At 39.7% G+C, this 18,295-nt stretch carries 13 protein-coding genes, 1 other RNA gene and 1 other annotated feature; of the genes, 2 read left to right on the forward strand and 12 right to left on the reverse strand.

All coding sequences use genetic code 11. From position 1 onward, the window contains the following. Window positions 1-170: 170 nt before the first annotated feature. The 4 genes from ssrS to PZE06_RS01430 all read right to left on the reverse strand — a co-directional run bounded on the left by ssrS (window position 171) and on the right by PZE06_RS01430 (window position 4,013). Window positions 171-356: non-coding RNA, 6S RNA (gene ssrS / locus PZE06_RS01415), on the reverse strand. Window positions 357-424: 68 nt separating this feature from the next. Next, on the reverse strand, window positions 425-2,191 hold the full coding sequence (aspS, locus tag PZE06_RS01420) for an aspartate--tRNA ligase (protein ID WP_150913564.1): 1,767 nt from the start codon (window positions 2,189-2,191) through the stop codon (window positions 425-427). Between the two features lie 11 nt (window positions 2,192-2,202). Next, on the reverse strand, window positions 2,203-3,474 hold the full coding sequence (gene hisS / locus PZE06_RS01425; protein WP_150913566.1) for a histidine--tRNA ligase: 1,272 nt from the start codon (window positions 3,472-3,474) through the stop codon (window positions 2,203-2,205). 65 nt (window positions 3,475-3,539) lie between these two features. After that, window positions 3,540-3,778 (reverse strand) — a binding site (T-box leader). A 58-nt stretch (window positions 3,779-3,836) separates the two neighbouring features. Beyond that, the gene (locus PZE06_RS01430; protein ID WP_191963123.1) at window positions 3,837-4,013 is read right to left on the reverse strand and encodes a hypothetical protein; all 177 of its coding nucleotides are present in this window, start codon (window positions 4,011-4,013) and stop codon (window positions 3,837-3,839) included. 372 nt (window positions 4,014-4,385) lie between these two features. Between PZE06_RS01430 and PZE06_RS01435 the strand changes: the two genes are divergently transcribed. Continuing rightward, the gene (locus tag PZE06_RS01435) at window positions 4,386-6,116 is read left to right on the forward strand and encodes an N-acetylmuramoyl-L-alanine amidase family protein (RefSeq protein WP_150913568.1); all 1,731 of its coding nucleotides are present in this window, start codon (window positions 4,386-4,388) and stop codon (window positions 6,114-6,116) included. A gap of 187 nt (window positions 6,117-6,303) precedes the next feature. Here the strand turns inward: PZE06_RS01435 and PZE06_RS01440 are convergent, their stop codons facing one another. The 8 genes from PZE06_RS01440 to PZE06_RS01475 form a co-directional block, all read right to left on the reverse strand. After that, window positions 6,304-6,516, reverse strand: coding sequence for a hypothetical protein (locus PZE06_RS01440; RefSeq protein ID WP_150913570.1), 213 nt, complete (start codon window positions 6,514-6,516; stop codon window positions 6,304-6,306). A gap of 80 nt (window positions 6,517-6,596) precedes the next feature. Beyond that, complete coding sequence (gene dtd, locus PZE06_RS01445) at window positions 6,597-7,037, reverse strand: D-aminoacyl-tRNA deacylase (RefSeq protein ID WP_150913572.1); 441 nt, start codon at window positions 7,035-7,037, stop codon at window positions 6,597-6,599. A gap of 125 nt (window positions 7,038-7,162) precedes the next feature. Further along, a complete protein-coding gene (locus tag PZE06_RS01450; protein WP_150913574.1) occupies window positions 7,163-9,358 on the reverse strand; it encodes a RelA/SpoT family protein in 2,196 nt (731 codons plus the stop codon). A 250-nt stretch (window positions 9,359-9,608) separates the two neighbouring features. Then, entirely contained in the window at window positions 9,609-10,121 is a 513-nt protein-coding gene (locus PZE06_RS01455; protein WP_150913576.1) for an adenine phosphoribosyltransferase, read from the reverse strand. Next, complete coding sequence (gene recJ, locus PZE06_RS01460) at window positions 10,112-12,469, reverse strand: single-stranded-DNA-specific exonuclease RecJ (RefSeq protein ID WP_150913578.1); 2,358 nt, start codon at window positions 12,467-12,469, stop codon at window positions 10,112-10,114. Before recJ ends, PZE06_RS01455 begins: the two co-directional genes overlap by 10 nt. 146 nt (window positions 12,470-12,615) lie before the next feature. Further along, entirely contained in the window at window positions 12,616-13,509 is an 894-nt protein-coding gene (locus PZE06_RS01465; protein WP_150913580.1) for a cation diffusion facilitator family transporter, read from the reverse strand. A 275-nt stretch (window positions 13,510-13,784) separates the two neighbouring features. After that, window positions 13,785-16,055, reverse strand: coding sequence for a protein translocase subunit SecDF (gene secDF, locus PZE06_RS01470; protein ID WP_150913582.1), 2,271 nt, complete (start codon window positions 16,053-16,055; stop codon window positions 13,785-13,787). 139 nt (window positions 16,056-16,194) lie between these two features. Then, window positions 16,195-16,491 (reverse strand): post-transcriptional regulator, encoded by a 297-nt coding sequence (locus PZE06_RS01475; RefSeq protein ID WP_150913585.1) that lies wholly within the window; start codon window positions 16,489-16,491, stop codon window positions 16,195-16,197. Between the two features lie 182 nt (window positions 16,492-16,673). Here PZE06_RS01475 and spoVB point away from each other — a divergent pair, with 182 nt between their 5' ends. Continuing rightward, window positions 16,674-18,233 carry a stage V sporulation protein B gene (spoVB, locus tag PZE06_RS01480; protein WP_150913587.1) on the forward strand — a complete coding sequence of 520 codons (1,560 nt, stop codon included), beginning with the start codon at window positions 16,674-16,676 and terminating at the stop codon, window positions 18,231-18,233. The last annotated feature ends 62 nt before the right edge of the window (window positions 18,234-18,295 follow it).

An 18,295-nucleotide genomic window follows, 5' to 3' on the forward strand; every position in this document is an offset into this window, starting at 1 on the left:
TTAAAGGCTTCCCAATGTTGATGATGATCAAAAAAGATCTCTTTTAGAATATTTCTGTCCATAAATAAAAAATACCACAGCCCTAATGACTGCGGTAGACCTTAAATTTTTATACTTTCTTATCTTTTAAAAAAAATCATGCTAAGCGCATGAACGTTTTTTCATATGTAAAGAGTCCCAATTGTGCCGTCGCTCGTTTATCCTTCGTTTTGAACCCGCACTCAGCAGGTGGGTGTTCTGTTCCGAGTGGTTGTAAGTCCTACTAAATAGGCATTTACTTCACGAGGAAACGCAAACTCCCGAAGGTAGTATGTTAGGTCAAAACATAGGGTTTACCACAAACACATCAGGACTCTTTATTTGTATTTATCATAGCATATTGAGGCTGCCCTTTCAAGAAAGCACCCTATGCATTTATTACCAATTACTTCTTTTTCAACGATAAATGGAGATCAGAAAGCTGCGCTTCACTGACTTCACCAGGCGCTTCTGTTAACAAGCAGCTTGCGCTCGCCGTCTTCGGAAATGCAATCGTATCGCGAAGATTCGTTCGACCAGCAAGTAGCATAACAAGGCGATCCAATCCGAGAGCGATCCCGCCATGCGGTGGTGTACCATATTCGAATGCTTCAAGTAAGAAACCGAACTGCTCTCTTGCTTCTTCTTCTGAAAAACCAAGAATCTTGAACATTTTTTCTTGTACTTCTTTTTCAAAAATACGAAGAGATCCCCCGCCTAGCTCATAACCATTCAAAACTAAGTCATATGCTTGCGCTCTTACTGCACCCGGATCAGTATCCAATAGTTGCAAGTCTTCTCGTACTGGCATTGTAAATGGATGATGAGCAGCAAAATAGCGCCCAGCCTCTTCATCATATTCCAATAGCGGCCAATCAGTGACCCAGAGAAATTCAAACTTGCTTTGATCAATTAATTCAAGATCTTTTCCAAGCTTGAGGCGAAGAGCCCCTAAAGCATCCGCGACGACCGTTTTCTTATCGGCTACGAACAGTAAGAGGTCGCCCGTCTCTACTTCTAATGCGGAGCGAATGCCAGCTGCTTCATCTTCAGAAATGAATTTTGAAATGGGGCCCTTTAATCCTTTTGCTTCAGCTTTCAGCCAAGCAAGACCTTTTGCACCATAGACTGCAACAAACTCGGTCAGAGCATCAATATCTTTTCTAGAATAAGCAGAAGCAGCGCCCTTCACATTGATCGCCTTCACTTGTCCTCCAGAGGAAACAGCACTTGCGAATACTTTGAAGCCAGAATCTTTCACAATCTCTGATAAATCGACAAGTTCAAGTCCGAAGCGAGTATCAGGCTTATCAGAACCAAAGCGTGCCATCGCTTCATCATAAGGCATGCGAGCGAATGGAGTCGAAATATCCTGTCCTTTTACTTCTTTCATCATTTTCTTCATCATCGCTTCCATCATGGTAATGATATCATCTTGGCTTAAGAAGCTTGTCTCAATATCGATTTGTGTAAACTCAGGCTGACGATCTGCACGTAAATCTTCATCACGGAAGCAACGAGCAATTTGATAATACCGTTCTATTCCACCGACCATAAGCATCTGTTTAAAAAGCTGTGGTGATTGTGGGAGGGCATAGAATTCTCCTGGATGAACACGGCTTGGTACTAAATAATCACGTGCCCCTTCAGGTGTGCTCTTCGTCAAAATAGGCGTCTCAATATCTAAGAAACCTTCGCTATCTAGAAAATCGCGCACTACTTTTGTTACTTGATGACGCATTTTGAACGTCTCAAACATCACTGGTCGCCGTAAATCTAAATAACGATATTTTAGACGGATATCTTCAGATACTTCAGACTTATTATCGATCGTAAAAGGAGGAGTTTTAGCCTCATTTATGATCGTTACTTTCTGTGCCTTTACTTCAATTTTTCCTGTCTTGACATTTTCGTTAATCGTTCCCTCTTCTCGCGCCACTACGATCCCATTTATATCAAGAACGTATTCGTTTCTTATCTTCTCTGCAATCGCGAGTGCTTCCGGTGATTCTTCAGGATTAAAGACAACCTGAATGATTCCAGTCCGATCACGTAAATCAATAAAAATGAGACCGCCCAAGTCGCGGCGCTTTTGCACCCAACCCTTTAAAACGATTTGCTCTCCAATCGCTTGCTCTGGTACTTCTCCACAAAAATATGTTCTCCCGTACACAAAAACTCCTCCTATTCAACTGAAGCCTTAAATTGTTCAATAAATTGGTCAAGCGAATACTCCGTTTGCTCACCAGATGCCAATGACTTCACATTAATTTTATTTTCATTTAGCTCATTTTCTCCTAAAATTGCTACGTATTTGGCTTTTAAGCGATCGGCTGCTTTAAACTGAGCTTTAATTTTTCGATTTAAGTAATCACGTTCTGCTGAAAAACCAGCATTTCTAAGCTGATATAAAAGCTTTACAGTATATTCTTGAGCAGCTTCACCTAACCCTGCTAAATAGATATCAATACCTTCTGTTAATGGAAGCTCTACTTTTTCTGCTTCAAGAGCAGCAATGAAGCGTTCTATGCTTAAACCAAAACCAATCCCTGGTGTTTCAGGACCGCCTACCTCTTCAACTAAGCCGTTGTAGCGACCTCCACCACATAAAGTAGTGATTGCACCAAACCCGTCTGCATCACTCATAATTTCAAATGCTGTATGGTTATAATAATCCAATCCTCTTACTAAATTAGAGTCGACCTCAAAGGGGATTTGCAGTGCGGTTAAATATTTTTGCACCTTCTCGAAATATGCTTGAGACTCAGCATTTAAAAATTCAAGAATGGAAGGTGCTGATTTCATCAGCTCATGCTCCCTATCCTTTTTACAATCCAAAATTCTTAAAGGATTGGTCGTGAGGCGATTTTGACAGTCGCTGCAAAATTCACCAATTCGCGGCTGGAAATGTTGAATCAGCGCCTCTCTATGGGCATTTCGACTTTCTTTGTCACCAAGACTATTGATGACGATCTTCAGTTTTTTCAAGCCCATTTCTTGATATAAGCTATACGCTAATGAGATGACCTCTGCATCTATTGCTGGATCTGCGCTTCCTAAAGCCTCCACTCCAAATTGGACAAACTGACGAAAGCGACCGGCTTGCGGTCTTTCATAACGAAACATTGGCCCCATATAATAGAGTTTTACTGGCTGGTTAGCATACCCGAACATTTTTTGTTCAACGAATGAGCGAACGACTCCCGCCGTTCCTTCAGGACGGAGCGTCAGGCTTCTGCCTCCTCTATCCTCAAATTCATACATTTCTTTTTGGACAATATCCGTTGTATCTCCCACGCTTCTTGTGAATAATTCAGTATGTTCAAATATCGGCGTGCGAATTTCCTTATATTGGAATTTCCCACAAAGCTCTCGAGCCTTTTCTTCAATGAGCTGCCATTTTTCTACTTGTCCAGGTAAAATATCCTGAGTTCCTCTTGGAATATTAATAGACATGAGAATCCTCCTCTGAAATCTTCCGAATAAAAATAAAAAAACTCCCGTCTCTTGTATATAAATATACAAGGGACGAGAGATATAATCCCGTGGTGCCACCCTAATTGAAGACGTGCTATTACGCCATTCCACTTTGACAGTTAACGCCTGTTCACGTTCCTCTCCTACTAAAGAATCTTCTCTTTCAGAGCGAAGCCTACGGAGTGTTCTTTCATTAAGTCATTATGTAGGAATGCTTTCAGCCTGTGGCACTCCCTCTCTAATCATATGTATCTTAACTACTCTTCTCCATCAACGGTTATCATCTTCTCATACTTTATTTATATAATAATACGGAGCAAGACTGTAATTGTCAAGACTATTCATGAACGTTCTAATTGTTTCTTTAATTTTCGCACATCGCTCATCGTTAAACCAAATTCAGATGCTAGCTCGACCATGCTTGAGTTCTGTTCTTTTTGCAGAAAATCATGAAAATCAATGCCAAATAGTTGATTTTCTCCTTGTTGAATCGTCGTTCCTTTATCACTAAACCTCATCGAAATCACCCTTCTTATTTTTTTCTCTCTCTATTGTTTCCATGAAGGATAGATAATTATCCTACTTTAAAAAAAGCTTTGTTAAACCATATTATCGCTCAAACGATTTTTGATTCGTTTTGTGTGGACCCCCTCGTTTCTCATGAAATGAGCTGAGAATCAATACAGACAGATAAAAAGCAAAAAATCATGCAAACATTGACTTAACAAGTTTAGTCTGATCCCTTAGAATAGAAAGATGCAGAGGAACCAAATATAGTAATCGCAACTCGAGGTAACGGTAAAGTTGATCAAAAATGCTGAGCCTTTGAGAGAAAAGCAATAGCTTGTAACATAGAAGGCAACCTAGTATTTAGCGAAGGGAGACAGAGAATGCAGAGAAAAAAATATCTACCACTATTGCTTTGTCTTATTCTTGTCTTATCATGTATTTATCCGCCGCTTCAACCTGCTGCTGCAGGCACAGTACAAGTTGGCGAAGCGAACGTCAATGTCAGGGAAGGTCCGGGGCTTAGCTATAATGTGATTAAAAAAGTGAATAAAGGGGATACCTTCTCCTTTATAAAACAAGAAGGTGATTGGTACCAAGTCGATATCGGCTCAGGAAAGAAAGCATGGATTGCAAGCTGGCTTGTCACAAAAAAAGAGGCGGTTGACCCTGCAAATGAGAGCTTCATGGGAAATGTTACAGCCAATAGCGTTAGAGTCAGAACCGGCCCTGGGACAAGCCATTCTGTACTCGGAGCTTTAAATAAGGGCGATGCTGTGGAGATTCTTAAATCTGAAGCCAATTGGTATCAGGTTAATAGCCGTTTCGGAAAAGGCTGGATCTCAAAAGACTATTTACAAACGGAGAAAGAGACAACAACAGGCGGAAATATCGGGACAATTACCGCAAGCTCCCTTAACGTCCGTTCAACTCCATCTACGCAGGGGCAGTCGTTAGGAAGGCTGAAAAAAGGGGACCAAATAACCGTTCTCTCACATCATAACGGTTGGATTGAAATTACATTTAAAAACCAACAAGCATGGATTAGCAGTGAATATGTAAAGCTTGAATCAGGCACCGGTACTTCTGTTCCACCAGCAAAATCAAATTCAAACCTTTCTGGGATAACGGGGACTGTCACGGCAACTTCTTTAAATGTTAGAGATTCTGGTTCTTTAAATGGAAAAGTTATCGGCAGTGTTTCTAAAGGAGAGAGAGTTAAGATTCTTGAAGAAGTGAACGGTTGGGTGAAAATTGAACTTCACTCTGGCAAAAAAGGCTGGATTGCTGGGTGGTATATAGAGAAATCAATACCATCACAAGCCCCTTCTTCCAATAGTTCTCCAAAAAACAGCAGCTTAACGATTGATCATAATGGAACGAATATTCGGTCTGCTCCCGATTTAAGCGCAAAGGTAGTAGCGAGGGCAAATGCTGGAGACAAATTTTCAATTGTCAACATTCATAAAGATTGGTATGAAGTGAAATTAGCAAATGGAAAAAGTGGATATGTCGCTGGCTGGATTGTTACGGTTAGTAACGGCGTCCCACAAATCGAAAAAATCGGAACAAGTAGCGATATAAAGAGTAAGAAAATCATGATCGATCCTGGTCATGGGGGGCGAGACAACGGAGCGACTGGAGCTAAGGGAAGCCTCGAAAAAAACTTAACATTAAAAACCGCCCAGCTTTTAGCGAATAAATTGAAAGCACAAGGGGCAAAAGTATTCATGACAAGGAGCAACGATCAATACCTCGCTCTCAGTTCCAGAGTGAGTATGGCTCACTATCAAAATGTCGATGCCTTTATAAGCCTTCACTATGACAGCATTGATAATTATACTGTCAAAGGAATGACAAGCTATTACTATCATTCACATCAGAAGGGACTAGCCTCAAGCATACATAATGCCGTCATCAAGCAAACCAAACTGAATGATCGCGGTGTTCGCCAAGGGGATTACCATGTCATTCGGGAAAATAAACAAATGGCCGTTTTACTAGAACTGGGATATATAAGCAACCCGACAGAAGAACTGATGGTAAATACTTCCCAATATCAAGAACAGGTCACCAATGGTATTGTCCAAGGTGTCGTGACATATTTTAAATAATGAAGGTAGAATTCTTTAAAAGCAAGAGGGGAAAACGAATCATTTTCCCCTTGCTTTTTGCTTATGATTTTCAGCTTCTTTATAATGAATACAGCAGATTTTTTAACCTTTTTTCGAAAAAAAATGTCATAAGATCCGTTGATTGTGGCCTTCATGACAAATCCTATTCTAATGAACGAAAATGGCTTCAGTCCAAAAATATCGAAAAACCAATCGCAAACAAAATGACGGCAAAAATAAGACCGATTACGACTTGTAAGAGCAGCTGATTGAATTTTTTTTGATCATTTCCAGCTTCTTGACTGTCTTTGAAAAAAGACAATAGACCTGAAGTAAATATAGCATCCCAAAGCTTCCATGTTTCATTATCTTTCTTCTTTTTGTCATTATGATCGTTCATTTTGAATCCTTCCTTCAACTTTTGAAGAGAAAAAGAATCGATTCTCGTCATACCGATTTTTAAAACGGCTTTTCATTGCCTTATTTACTTTCCAAAATAAGTGTCACTGGTCCATCATTTGTCAACTGTACATCCATCATTACCCCGAATTGACCTGTTTCAACATGAATCCCCTGCTCTTCTAATAAACGATTAAAATGATCGTAGATTTTCTCTGCATGGTCAGGTTTCGCTGCCTCCATAAAGTTTGGTCTTCGTCCTTTGCGGCAATCTCCGTAAAGAGTAAATTGGGAAACGGAAAGTATTTCGCCTCCGACATCCAGTAAGGACAAGTTCATTTTCATATTGTCATCTTCAAAAACACGTAAATGGGCAATTTTTTCAGCTAAATACTTGGCGTCGTCTTCACTGTCTTCATGGGTGACACCGACTAAAAGGACATAACCCTTATTGATCTTTCCAACAACTTTTCCAGTAACCGTTACTTGAGCTTCTTTACTTCTTTGTACAACAATTCTCATTACGATATTACCTCCTCTAAAAAAAAGAAAAGCTGTCACATTCTCGACAGCAGGGATTTTTGCGCGGATTTATCATAAATAGATTTTTCGCAAATCGTTTTTTTACTCAACCGGATGAAAAAAATCTAATTCATAATTCTTCGTACAGCATATATATCTGGGATTTGTTTAATCCGGTCAACTACCTTTTGTAAATGAGCAACATTGACGATCATAATCGTCATGCTAATTGTCGCCATTTTATTGCGATCCGACTTACCAGTTACAGCAGAGATATTGGTTTTCGTCTCACTGACTGCCTGCAATACTTCATTTAGCAATCCTCTTCGATCATAGCCAGTGATTTCAATATCAACATTATACTCCTTACGGTCATTTAAAGCCGTCTCCCATTCAACCGGGATGAGCCGTGCCTTCGCATCAGCCGTATCAATATTGGTACAATCTGAACGGTGAACAGAGACACCGCGACCTTTCGTTATGAATCCGACGATATCATCTCCAGGCACTGGACTACAGCATCTTGATAAGCGTATCAATAAATTATCAATCCCTGTTACCCTTACACCTGACTCACGCTTTTTCTTTGTCGGGAATGATTTTAACTCATTGACCGCACTGGCAATCGTCGTTTCCTGTTCTAGATCACGTTGCTTGCGCCATTTCTCTGTTAAACGATTCGCAACCTGGAGAGCTGTAATTCCGTTGTATCCAACAGCAGCATACATATCTTCCTCACTGAAGAAATTAAATTTCTCAGCCACCCGTTTAATATTTTCTGGTGTCAAAATTTCCTTCAATTCAAACTCCATATTGCGAATTTCTTTTTCAACAAGCTCGCGGCCTTTCTCTACATTCTCTTCTTTACGCTGCTTTTTGAAAAATTGTCTAATTTTATTTTTTGCCTGTGATGTTTGCGCAAGCTTAATCCAATCCTGACTTGGTCCATAAGAGTGTTTGGATGTAAGAATCTCGACGATATCCCCTGTTTTCAGCTTATAATCAAGGGTGACCATTTTTCCGTTCACCTTTGCACCAATCGTTTTATTGCCAATCTCTGAATGAATACGATAAGCAAAGTCGATAGGAACAGAGCCTGCCGGTAATTCAATTACATCCCCTTTAGGGGTGAAGATAAAAACCATGTCGGAAAAAAGATCAATCTTCAACGATTCCATAAATTCTTCTGCATTTGAAGAATCATCCTGAAATTCGAGAATTTCTCTAAACCATGTGAGTTTGTCATCTAAAGAAGAATTCTCATCAACTGTTTTCCCTTCTTTATATGCCCAGTGGGCTGCGATCCCGAACTCAGCAATTCGATGCATATCGAAGGTTCGAATTTGCACCTCAAGTGGATCACCCTTTGGTCCGATTACTGTTGTGTGAAGAGACTGATACATATTCGGTTTAGGCATGGCGATATAATCTTTAAATCTCCCCGGCATCGGTTTCCAGCAGGTGTGAATAATGCCAAGCACCGCATAACAATCTTTTATACTGTTTACAACAATGCGAACGGCAAGCAAATCGTAAATTTCATTGAACTGCTTATTTTGCAGTGCCATTTTTCGATAAATGCTGTAAATATGCTTTGGCCGCCCAGAAATATCCGCTTTGATTGCAACCTCATCCAATGCTGTACGCATCTCAACAACAACATCGTCTAAGTACTGCTCTCGTTCTGCACGCTTTTTCTTCATTAAGTTTACAATGCGGTAATATTGCTGCGGATTTAAATAGCGAAGAGCTGTATCCTCCAGCTCCCATTTAATTTTCGAAATCCCTAAGCGATGGGCTAAAGGAGCAAAGATCTCTAACGTTTCATTGGAAATACGCCGCTGTTTTTCAGCAGGTAAATGCTTCAAAGTTCGCATATTATGAAGTCTATCTGCTAACTTAATTAAGATCACGCGAATATCCTGAGCCATGGCAACAAACATTTTTCGATGGTTTTCCGCTTGCTGCTCCTCATGCGATTTATATTTAATTTTTCCTAGTTTTGTCACACCGTCAACAAGCATTGCCACTTCATCATTGAAGGCCTCACGAATATCGTCGAGCGTAACTTCAGTATCTTCCACAACATCGTGAAGAAATCCGGCTGCGACCGTATCCGGATCCATTTGTAAATCCGCGAGAATTCCAGCCACTTGAATTGGATGGATAACATACGGTTCTCCGGATTTTCTATATTGGTCACGATGAGCATGTCTAGCAAATTCATATGCTTTTTGAACAGTCTTGACATGTTCACCATTTAAATATTTCCTTGTTATTTCGATGACCTGTTCAGCTGTCAAAACTTGTTCATTGGCCATGTAATCACCTTATCTATCCTGAGGTATTTGTTTAACACATATGATCGATTCTGTCATTTTGTATAGATCACTTCTTTGTGAAAAAAGTAAATAAAAAATAATATAATTGTTACTATTATCGAAAAAAAACAACGATATGTAAAGAGATTGAGCATTCTTTTTTCGAGAAAAGTAAGAATTTTGTCGAATTGCTTTACTTGCCCTTCACATAATGAAATAGAAAAAGAGCGCGAACAGCGCTCAAAATCAGTTAAAATTCCATTAATGTTAAAATATCATAGCCATCTAATTTACTTCTTCCCTCTAGGTAAGTAAGTTCAATTAAAAAGGCGATTCCAGCCACAACCCCGCCAAGCTCTTCAACTAATTTAATCGTTGCTTCAATCGTTCCACCGGTAGCGAGAAGGTCATCTGTAATAAGCACGCGTTGTCCAGGCTTAATCGCATCTTGATGGATCGTTAATACATCTTTTCCATATTCAAGGCCATAATCAACATCAATGGTCGCTCTTGGCAATTTCCCTTTTTTTCTTACTGGGGCAAAACCAACTCCTAAAGAATAAGCTACGGGACAGCCGATAATGAAGCCACGTGCTTCAGGACCAACAATAATATCAATATCTTTCTTTCGAGCATATTCCACAATTTGATCTGTTGCGTAATGATATGCCTCCCCATCGTTCATCAACGGTGTAATATCCTTAAATTTAATTCCTGGCTTTGGCCAATCTTCCACAATTGCAATATGTTTTTTTAAATCCATTCTTCAACTGCCTCCTCATTGGTAACCGACCCAATTATCATTTCGTCAAACCACTTTTTCAGTTCGTCAACGGATGAATAGAGTAACTCCCCTTCAAGAGCATAATGTGCCTGCTTTTGCTGGTATGTGATCGATTCTGATAAATCTTTTTTATTTTTAACCTCATTTAAGGTAATAAATCCATTATGCTGCTTTATCAATTCTAGTTCTAAAAACACTTGCGACATGAAATCAATCGTCGCTCTCGTCCAACCACGGTATTTAGCAAGATCATCGCCATATCTTTTCAGATCAAAAGGTGCTTTTTTCATCAAGAAAGCATAATACCATTTAAAATGCTCTCTTGTCGGCATCGTGGAGAAATAATCACTCTCTTCACCATAAAAATGGGCATAAATTCTTGCTGGTTGCTTCCCCTGTAAGAGTGAAACAAGAAACTCTTTAGAAGGGGGGAGATCGGCAAGAACGATGTTCCGTCCTGTAATATCCAAATGGCGAGCTTTATCCAAATTATTCACCACAATTAACTCGTTATTTTGATGGGTAAATTTGCTCACGTACTTTTCATTAAACACAATCCAAAGTGCACTAGAAACACTATCGGACAGTTTTTCGATTCTCTTTAAGCCACGATAATCAAACAACTGCCACTCATGCACCGCTAAATCTTGAAGGAAAATTTGCGGTTTCCGGATGTTGTTCCACTCATTAATAGCTAATTCTCCAATGACCGCTAAGCTCGCGTAAGGAGAAACTTCATCTAATAAACTTCCTAACCCGAAACCAATCCCATCTAATGAACTTCCTTGATCCTCTAATACAAGCTTTAAATGGGTTTGATCCGCACCGATTTTCTTCATTTGGGAAATACTAGCTGCTTTAATAAGTACCTTCGGCTTTGGATTATACATCCCGAATGGAGCAAGCATCTGCATTTCCTCAAGCGCCTTTAAATCGACATTTTTTAATTCTATTTCACTATCCAGCTTTGTGACAGGAATGAAATCTTCCTCAGTAAGTATTTTTGAAGCCAATTGATTTAAGCGGCTGCGTAGTTCTCCAACATCTTCTATTTTCAATGTCATTCCTGCAGCCATCGGATGACCGCCAAAATGAGGCAATATATCACGACATGTCGATAAATTTTGGAATAAATCAAATCCCATAATACTCCGAGCAGACCCCTTCGCCAAACCTTTTTCATCATCAACGCTTAGGACTATCGCCGGACGATAAAATCGCTCTACAAGTTTGGAGGCAACGATCCCAATCACACCTGCGTTCCACCCAGATTTTCCAACGACAATAACGGAATTTTCGTCAATTGGATAATTTTCTTCAACCTCTTGAATCGCTTCCTCTGCGATTTCATTGACGAGTGCTTGTCTTTCTTTATTTAATGCATCAATTTCTTCTGCAATGGTCTCCGCTTCATATGGATCTTCAGTTAATAAAAGATCGACGGCAATATCTGCACTTTCCAATCTGCCGGCAGCATTTATTCTAGGAGCAATTACAAATCCAATCGTCTCCTCATTAACGGCAGGCAAATCGGAACCAGCTAATTTCAACAACGCTTTCAGGCCATGGTTGTCCGTATTTTTTAACGCTTGGATCCCTCTTTTAGCTATTAATCGATTTTCTCCAACTAAAGGGACTAAGTCAGCAATCGTACCAATCGCAGCAAATTGCAACAGATGCTCGGGCACCTTTCCCAAAAGAGCATGAGACAATTTGAACGCAACCCCAACACCGGCTAAATCATGAAATGGATAAGGACTGTTCTCCAATTTTGGGTGAATGATCGCCAATGCTTCAGGCAATTCTGGTCCTGGTTCATGGTGATCGGTAATAATTAAATCAAGCCCCAATTCTTTGGCTATTTTTGCCTCATGGAGCGCAGCAATTCCAGTATCGACGGTGATAATAAGATGAATGCCACTTTCAGCAGCATGACGAAATGCGTTTTCATTCGGTCCATATCCTTCTGTAAAACGATTGGGAATATAGTACTGGACATTCGCCCCTAATTCCTGAAGGGTAAGCATCATGACGGAAGTGCTTGTAACTCCGTCTGCATCATAATCACCAAATATAAGAATTTGTTCATTATTTGCTATCGCATCTTTTATTCGTGAAACAGCAATATCCATTCCTATTAAAGTGAATGGATCATGGAACGCATGATCTTTATCAAAAAGAAAAGACGAGGCGAGCTCCGGGGTATCAAAGCCCCGATTAACAAGTAAAGATGCCACCAGCGGTGTAATGCTAAGCTCCTCTACAAGTCTTCTCTTTTTTTCTTCATCGACCTGTTGGCAAATCCATCTAGTTTTCGGCTTTAACATACGTTCACCTCTCAACTTTTCTATTATACTAGAGCGCTATATTCGGTTCAAGCTAAGAGTGTATTCGTAAATATTCAAAAAAACAAAAAAATGTGCAGCAAAAGTTTATATTAGCTTTTGGCGCACATTACGTTGACATTCTTTGACTATTTCGGATTGTAGGGATTAATATGAACAAAAACATTTTCTACATTCTTTTCCCGCAGCAACTTTTTCTTCACAGCTTTTCCAACTTTATGGCCTTGCTCTACCGTCATATGTGGGTCAACAGATATCTTAATATCAATAATAACGTAATGACCATGCTCGCGCGCATGAAACTCATCTATTTTTTTGACTTCAGGAACAGACTCTACCACTTTTCTAAGTTCAACCGTGTCTTCATCGTTCATGACACGGTCGAGGGCATTGCCAATCGATTCTTTTCCAAGCGTCCACGCAATTCTCAAGATCATCAAGGCTACCACCAGTCCTGCGACTGGATCAGCATATTCAAGCCAACCAATTTGCAAAAAATCGCCAACTACGGCTGCTCCAATTCCCACTAAAGCCGCTAAAGACGAATAAACATCTGAACGATGTTCATAAGCATTTACAATGAGAGCGTCACTTTTTAATTGCTGGCCTAATCGAAATTTATAACGAAACATACACTCTTTTGTAATAATTGAAATTAACACTGCTACGATAGCGATCGGATTAGGAGCCTCTATCGGATGAAAAAACGCGTCAAATGAGGATCTTCCAATCTCTAATCCAACGATAAACAGCAACACCGCTACGATGATGGCTGCAATCGATTCCGCCTTCCCATGACCGTATGGATGCTCCTCATCAGGAGGCTGCTTCGCGGCCCTTAAACCAATAAAAACAGCTAACGAGCCTGCCACGTCTGAAGCAGAATGAACTGCATCTGCTATTAAAGCCTTGCTATTCGCATATATACCAACGCTCCATTTTAACGCTGCCAAGACGACATTTCCAACTATGCCAATGATGGCAGCAAACTCTGCTTTTTTAAAACGTTCACTTTTTTCCAACGTACTCCCCCCTTAAACAAAAGTCCACTATCCCTTTAAACAAACCTTCTACCAGTCTATCCTAAACACTCCAGTCTCATAAGGGTGGTTTCTGCTTTTCCATCAGAAAAAGTAAACAGAAAAATAATTTAGCACTAAAATGCTTTCATTATTGTGGGAATTAGAAAAGAAAGAATTTCACACGATGATCCAAATACCGTAACGTAACTTAAAACAGAAAAAAGCTGAGAACAAAAAGTCGTAATTAACGACCTTTTGACTCAGCCTCTTCACCATTATACTTGCGGTTCATCTGTCTTTTTACGCTTTTCTTTGTAAGTAATTAATGTACCTTTCGTCTTTAATTCTTTCGCCTTCCATACATACCATATTTGAGCTGCTAAGAACAAAGATGAATATGTTCCTGCAATCAAACCAATTAGCAATGCGAAAGAGAAGTTCGTAATTGATTCGCTTCCGAAGATAAGTAATGCAACTACGGCGAACACAGTTGAAATAATCGTATTTAATGACCGGCCAAAGGTTTGGCGTAAGCTCCGATTCACAATATCAGCCAGTTCCTCCGTGTTTTTAATCCGTCTCTTCTTCTTCATGTTTTCACGAATCCGGTCAAAAGTAACAATCGTATCGTTAATCGAGTAACCAACAATCGTCAATACGGCTGCAATGAAGGTTAAATCCACTTCAAAACGGGTGATGCTAAAGATGGCAATGATAAAAAATGCATCATGTAGCAACGCAATTACGGCAGGGATGGCCATTCGCATCTCAAATCGAATCGTAACATAGATTATAATTCCGATCGATGCGATCAGGACTGCCTTCGCCGCATTTTTCGCCAATTCTTTTCCAACCGTTGGTGATACGGTACTTACATTCGGTTCAGCGCCATATTTCTCTTTAAAATTTGTTTTTAAATCCGCAATCTCGTTTTGATTAAGAATATCCTCACCCTTGAGGCGGGCAACCCCGATATTATGAGCGTCACCTGAAATGACAATATCGTTCGTTTCTATCCCAACACTCTCAAGCTGCTCTTGAAATTCCGCCTTCGTTAAAGAGTAATCGGAAAGAACCTCTATTCTAGTACCACTAGAGAAATCAATCCCTAAATTCAAGCGGAATACAACCAAACATAAAAGCCCTAAAGCTAATAAAATACCTGAAAGCGCAAAGAACTTTTTACGCGGTTTGATGAAATCCCATTTATCAAATTTTGTTGGCAAATCAAGCGTATCATAACTTTCAGCAATATCTTTTATCTCTTCCTGCTTTACACCGAACCAGCGAGGTTTTTTATTAAAGAGGTTACTGTTGACCCATAACCCTAAGAACAACCTAGTACCGAATACAGCAGTGATGAAGCTGACTAGAATGCTGACCATTAAAGTTGTTGCAAATCCCTGTACAGAGCTTGTTCCAAAGTAAAAAAGAACTGCTGCCGCTAAGAGGGTTGTAATATTCGCATCCACAATCGTTGATAAAGAACCGCTCGTACCCGCTTTATATGCAGCTTTTAAATTTCTGCCAACTTTCAGTTCTTCTTTTATGCGCTCAAAAGTAATGATATTGGCATCCACTGCCATCGCAACCCCAAGAATAACTGCTGCAATTCCCGGAAGGGTTAAGACTGCATTCATCCAATCAAATATGAGCAAGATCAAGTATATGTAGACCGATAAAGTAACCGTCGCAATAAAACCAGGGAAGCGATAATAAGCAAGCATAAAAATAAATACGGCTGCAATTCCGATAATCCCTGCCAGCACCGTCTTATCCAAAGCGTCTGCCCCAAATTGCGCTCCTACAGAAGTAGAGTAAACTTCCTCAAGCTCAACCGGTAAAGCTCCTGCATTTAATAGGTTTGCTAAAGTACTAGCCTCTTCAATTGTAAAATCCCCTGAGATAGAGACTGAGTCTTGATTAAAAATTTGCGAAACTCTTGGAGCAGAAAGATATGCTGGATTTTCCTTCGTTGCTTCTTCCCGGAAGCTATGTTCTCCTTCTTCATAATCCAGCCAAATAACAAGCAAATTATTTGGAGCTCCCATGTTAACTATTTGTTCTGTCACTTCTCTAAACTTATCAGCGCTCTTCAATTTCAAAGAAACACTCGGCTGACCATTGTCATCAAAGGTTTGCTGCGCTCCACCTTCAACTAAATCCCTACCATCCATCATTAAATTATCATCTACATCTCGGAATGATAAATTCGCTTCCGTAGAGAGCATTTCCCGTGCTTGATTTTGGTCATGAACACCAGCCAACTGAACGCGAATGCGATTATCTCCCTCAACCTGAAGGGTTGGCTCACTAACTCCTAGTGCATTTATACGTTTATTTAATGCTTCAGCCGTGCTAGCCAATGTAGCATCATCAATCTTTTGTCCATCTTCCGCCTTGACCTCGTACAGTACTTCAAAGCCCCCTTGAAGATCTAAGCCAAGTTTAATATTTCCTAAAATATTTGTTGTCGTTGCACCAATTATCCCGCCCAAAAAAAGGACTATAAGAAAAAAAGCAACGATTCTGTTCCGTTTGACCATTATGTAGAAATCCTCCTTAAAAGAATGCAAAAGCTAATTCTTTAACGCTGTTAACCTGTTATTTCATTTCAATGAAAGTCAATAAGATTATTATGAAACAGTTTGGAAGAGGTGTCAATTTTATATGTATAAGCTAGATTCATTTTAAAAGTTCTTTCAACTCCGTTTCGTCCTCAAGAGAAAAATCAAGGAGCTTCAATGCTTCAACGGAGGCAAAACTCATATATTCACCAGGTTTTAATGAGAGAATATCAGCTACTATTTCATATAGCTTAATGTCATCTCTCACTCGCTTCCACTTCTTCGTCGTGAGAAACTCCCATAACTGTTGCTCGTGGATGGTTCCATATCCTAATAGATTTAATTCTTCCACTTTACTAATAAGAGCTGGTTTTACTTCACTACGGAAACGATCGTATTCATGGACAGTGCTCATTTGAACTCCTCCTAGATAATCTTCATATAGAAAACGAAACAACTTGTCATGCTTTGTCCACTTTCAAGCATATAGATAATTGTATATGATTTAACTCTTTTCTGAAAGCGACTTTCCAAGAAAATACTTTATAATTCCAAGATCCGTCTTATAGAACTTATATCCAGAAGGCAGGGAGCAAGATGTCTAAGTTTTTAAAAGGAACGATCATATTATTAATTGCCGGGTTAGTCACCCGAGTGCTTGGCTTCATCAATCGTATCGTCATTGCCCGATTTATTGGAGAAGAAGGCGTCGGTCTCTATATGATGGCATTTCCAACCCTTATGTTAGTTATCACTATTACACAATTAGGACTGCCTGTAGCGATTTCAAAAAGTGTGGCTGAGGCAGAAGCAAAAGGAGACTTCAAAAAAATCAAAAAAATATTAGTAGTCTCTTTAACAACGACGATCTCTTTATCCTTGTTGTTTACACCTGTTCTCCTTTTTAGCGCACCTTATTTATCTGACCTATTGTTTACTGATAATCGCACAAAACTACCATTACTGGCAATTACTCCGATTATCCCAATTGTTGCAATTTCAGCCGTTATTAGAGGATATTTTCAAGGACGACAAAACATGAAGCCAGCAGCCTACTCACAGGTAATTGAGCAAGTCATACGAATCGCCCTGATTGCTGTTTTAACAAAGATGTTTCTCCCATATGGGATTGAATTCGCCGCCGCAGGAGCAATGCTTGCCTCTGTTATCGGTGAGCTTATGTCGCTGCTTTACTTAATTACAACGTTTAAAATGAAAAAGAAATTTCCATTTAGAAGAAATTTCTTTAAGCAAATACAGGCTGGTAAATCGACCTTTAAAGAATTAATGGGTGTAGGACTACCAACATTAGGAAGTAGACTAATCGGCAACTTCTCTTGGTTTCTTGAGCCGATTGTCGTCTCCTATAGCCTTGCTTTGGCCGGAGTTGGTACATCACTAGCAACAAAACAATACGGTTCCCTTACCGGATTTGCCATGCCGTTATTGCTTCTCCCTTCGTTTATTACCTACTCCTTATCGACTTCGCTAGTACCAGCAATCAGTGAAGCCAATTCAAATAATGATAAGGGGCTCATTGAATATCGCTTACAGCAAGCACTGCGCTTTGTCTTTTTAACCGGTGGACTGGCGATTATTATTTTATATGTTTTAGCAGATCCACTAATGGAGTTTATGTATGGCTCTACATCCGGGGCCATTTTTATCAAGATTATGGCCCCATTCTTCCTTTTCTATTATTATCAAGGGCCGTTGCAAGCGACGTTACAGGCATTGGATTTAGCACGAGCAGCGATGATTAATAGCATCATCGGATCAGCTGTGAAACTCGGGGTCATTTTTGCTCTTGCCAGTCAATCAAACTTTGGCATTAATGGGGCAGCGCTTGGAATTATTATTGGCATCGTCCTAGTTACCTTTCTCCATTTCGCCACGGTTTTGAAACGAATTTCCTTTACTTTTTATATACGAGATTATGCAAAAGGCTTTATCGTCATGTTTCTCTCAGGAGTACTAGGCTTTTATACTTATGAACAAATCACAGGTCTTTCCCTTGCAAGCCACATCATCCTTGCTGCCATCGTTATGAGCTTAAGTTATGCTATTCTTTTGCTCCTGTTTGGCTTAGTACGAAAACATGATTTGCAAAGAATCCCAAAAATAGGAGGATTTTTAGCAATCTTTGCTTTTAAATAAGCTTATTTAACGTATGCTTTTCATATTTGGCTCATTTGAGACTCCCTCATTCAAAATGGGCC

It is taken from the genome of Robertmurraya sp. DFI.2.37, from assembly GCF_029211245.1.
Classification (GTDB): domain Bacteria; phylum Bacillota; class Bacilli; order Bacillales; family Cytobacillaceae; genus Robertmurraya; species Robertmurraya methanolica_A.

Bases quoted from the DNA above. Each gene is read 5' to 3' on its own strand.
- hisS (WP_150913566.1), bottom strand. From the start codon at position 3,474: ATGTCTATTAATATTCCAAGAGGAACTCAGGATATTTTACCTGGACAA.
- PZE06_RS01430 (WP_191963123.1), bottom strand. From the start codon at position 4,013: ATGAGGTTTAGTGATAAAGGAACGACGATTCAACAAGGAGAAAATCAA.
- PZE06_RS01435 (WP_150913568.1), top strand. From the start codon at position 4,386: ATGCAGAGAAAAAAATATCTACCACTATTGCTTTGTCTTATTCTTGTC.
- PZE06_RS01440 (WP_150913570.1), bottom strand. From the start codon at position 6,516: ATGAACGATCATAATGACAAAAAGAAGAAAGATAATGAAACATGGAAG.
- dtd (WP_150913572.1), bottom strand. From the start codon at position 7,037: ATGAGAATTGTTGTACAAAGAAGTAAAGAAGCTCAAGTAACGGTTACT.
- PZE06_RS01450 (WP_150913574.1), bottom strand. From the start codon at position 9,358: ATGGCCAATGAACAAGTTTTGACAGCTGAACAGGTCATCGAAATAACA.
- PZE06_RS01455 (WP_150913576.1), bottom strand. From the start codon at position 10,121: ATGGATTTAAAAAAACATATTGCAATTGTGGAAGATTGGCCAAAGCCA.
- recJ (WP_150913578.1), bottom strand. From the start codon at position 12,469: ATGTTAAAGCCGAAAACTAGATGGATTTGCCAACAGGTCGATGAAGAA.
- secDF (WP_150913582.1), bottom strand. From the start codon at position 16,055: ATGGTCAAACGGAACAGAATCGTTGCTTTTTTTCTTATAGTCCTTTTT.
- PZE06_RS01475 (WP_150913585.1), bottom strand. From the start codon at position 16,491: ATGAGCACTGTCCATGAATACGATCGTTTCCGTAGTGAAGTAAAACCA.
- spoVB (WP_150913587.1), top strand. From the start codon at position 16,674: ATGTCTAAGTTTTTAAAAGGAACGATCATATTATTAATTGCCGGGTTA.